The sequence below is a fragment of the Micromonospora sp. KC207 genome (genome assembly GCF_004348615.1).
Lineage (GTDB): Bacteria > Actinomycetota > Actinomycetes > Mycobacteriales > Micromonosporaceae > Micromonospora.
The window spans coordinates 1-2,489 of record NZ_SMKJ01000512.1 but is presented as its reverse complement, the minus strand read 5'-3'; the positions used below and the strand labels follow the sequence as shown (position 1 = coordinate 2,489).

The 2,489-nt window shown below is 74.9% G+C and carries 2 protein-coding genes and 1 pseudogene; all 3 read right to left on the bottom strand.

The genetic code is table 11. The features are described from left to right. Window positions 1-470: pseudogene (locus tag E1258_RS34180) on the bottom strand (hypothetical protein); the annotation flags it as partial. Then, on the bottom strand, window positions 467-1,963 hold the full coding sequence (locus E1258_RS31950; protein ID WP_132407618.1) for a replication-associated recombination protein A: 1,497 nt from the start codon (window positions 1,961-1,963) through the stop codon (window positions 467-469). The pseudogene E1258_RS34180 and the gene E1258_RS31950, both read right to left, overlap by 4 nt. A 75-nt stretch (window positions 1,964-2,038) precedes the next feature. Continuing rightward, entirely contained in the window at window positions 2,039-2,251 is a 213-nt protein-coding gene (locus tag E1258_RS31945) for a hypothetical protein (protein WP_132407616.1), read from the bottom strand. Window positions 2,252-2,489 lie beyond the last annotated feature (238 nt).

Below are 2,489 nucleotides of genomic sequence, written 5' to 3'. Positions count from 1 at the left end.
GCGGCCGGCTGGGGCTGCCGGGGGGAGCCCTGCGGCGGACGGGCTGGCTGCTGCGGCGATTGGGGCGCAAGCGGCGAGCCCTGCGGCGGACGGGGCGGCTCGGCCGGACCGGGACGACGGGCCGGCTGCGGCGAGCCGGGCCAGGGACCGTCGACCGGCCGCGGACGCGCCGGACCGGGTTCACCGCCACGGGTCGGGGCCGCCGCCGGCGGCTCGGCCGAAACGCGCCGCGCCTGCGGGTCGGACTGGCCAGGCGGCGGAAACTGCCCCGGCAGGCTGCCGTCCGGCCCCAGCTCGCCGCGCTGCCGCTTGGCGGAGCGCAGGTCGTCGATCCAGCCGAACTCCTCGCCGGCGATCGGCTCCTCGGGCTCGCTGTCGGGCCGGCCCCGGCCCCACCGGCGCCCCTTGGCGCGCGGTTCGCGACGCTCGTCGGGGCCGTCCTCCGGTCGCTCTGAACCACGGGATTTCACTGCTTGCCCTCCCCGACGGCGCCCGCGCCGTCCTCGTCCGCCGCGCTGGCGTGCCCGTTGCCCGACGGGTGGCGGCCGTTCCCCGGCAGGTCCGGACCATTTGGACGTGCCGAGGCGGGCAACCCCCGGACGATCCGGCGCAGCAGCGGCAGCCGGGTGGCCACCGCCCGCTCCGCACCGTGCCCGCTGGGACGGTAGTAGTCGGCCCCGACGAGATCGTCGGGAGCGTACTGCTGGGTGACCACCCCACGGGGGTCGTCGTGCGGGTAGCGGTACCCGGTGCCGTGGCCGAGCCCCCGCGCGCCGGAGTAGTGGGCGTCGCGCAGGCCGCGCGGCACCGGCCCGCCCCGGCCGGCGCGGACGTCGGCCATGGCGGCCCCGAGCGCGCTGGTCGCCGAGTTGGACTTCGGCGCGGTGGCCAGGTGGATAACCGCCTGGGCGAGGTTGAGCTGCGCCTCGGGCAGGCCGACGAACTCCACGGCGTGCGCGGCGGCGATGGCCACGCCCAACGCCCCCGGGTCGGCCATCCCGACGTCTTCGCTGGCGAAGATGACCAGCCGGCGGGCGATGAACCGGGCGTCCTCGCCGGCCACCAGCATCCGGGCCAGCCAGTGCAGCGCCGCGTCGACGTCGGAGCCGCGCATGCTCTTGATGAAGGCGCTGGTGACGTCGTAGTGGGCGTCGCCGGCCCGGTCGTAGCGCACCGCCGCGACGTCCACCGCCTGTTCGGCGGTGGCCAGATCGATCCGGTCGACGCCGAGTGCCGCCGCCGAGGCCGCTGCGGCCTCCAGTGCGGTCAGGGCCTTGCGCACGTCGCCGCCGGCGAGGCGTACCAGGTGGTCCTCGGCGTCGGTCTCCAGGGTGAACGCGCCCGCGAGGCCGCGCGCGTCGGCGACCGCGCGGCGCAGCAGGCCGCGCACGGCGGCGTCGTCCAGCGGCTGGAGGGTGAGCAGCACGCACCGCGACAGCAGCGGCGAGATGACCGAGAAGTACGGGTTCTCCGTGGTCGCCGCGAGCAGGGTGACCGTCCGGTCCTCGACCGCGGCGAGCAACGAGTCCTGCTGGGTCTTGCTGAACCGGTGCACCTCGTCGATGAAGAGCACGGTCTGCGGACCACCGGAGCGGCGCTGCCGGCGGGCGGTGTCGATCACCGCGCGGACGTCCTTGACCCCGGCGGTGAGCGCCGACATGGCCACGAAACGGCGGTCGGTGGCGTGGGCCACCAGATGCGCGATCGTGGTCTTCCCGCAGCCGGGCGGCCCCCAGAGGATCACCGACATCGGGGTGGCCCCGACGACGAGCTGGCGCAACGGCGCGCCCGGGGCGAGGAGGTGCCCCTGCCCCACCAGCTCGTCGAGGCTGGCCGGGCGCATCCGGACGGGAAGTGGCGAGTCGGCCGCCACGGGGGTGAAGCCGTCGACGCCGACGGAGCCCGTGGGGGCGCCGGGCACCCCGGCGGGTGCGCCGAGAGAAAAAAGAACGTCGGACTCCATCACGAAGACAGTACCGGGCCTGGTCCGCCACGCCGGAACTGCGCCGCGGACCCGGCCCGGTTAGATCAATTTCGGTCAGCCGCGGCCGGGACGGCGGCCCCGGTACCAGCGGCCACCGCCACCGCCGCGCGAGCCGCTGCCGACCCCGGCCAGGTAGAGGGAGAGCAGCAGCAGGCCGAGCATCAGCAGGGTGTGCACATTGAACAGATCCGGCGCGCCGAAGTCGGTGTCGAGCAGGTCGAGCAACAGGGCGAAGCCGAAGACGATGGCCGCGAGAATGGCGAGCATGTCGGTCCTCCGGTGGGGGTTCCCAGTAGGTCACCGCGTGATGTACCCAATCGGTCCAATCGCCAATCTCCACGTGGAGCGGGCTCGTCGCGGCGACGGTGGGTCACCAGCGCGTGCCCTGGGGTAAGGAAGGGCCCCTTGTTAACGCCTCCGGTAGAGAAGGGTCCCCTTCTCACCGGCGAACCGCGGAGGCGGGAGCGGGAGCAGCGGAAGGGGGCGCGGCGACGGAAGCGGGGTC

Bases quoted from the DNA above. Each gene is read 5' to 3' on its own strand.
- E1258_RS31945 (WP_132407616.1), bottom strand. From the start codon at position 2,251: ATGCTCGCCATTCTCGCGGCCATCGTCTTCGGCTTCGCCCTGTTGCTC.
- E1258_RS31950 (WP_132407618.1), bottom strand. From the start codon at position 1,963: ATGGAGTCCGACGTTCTTTTTTCTCTCGGCGCACCCGCCGGGGTGCCC.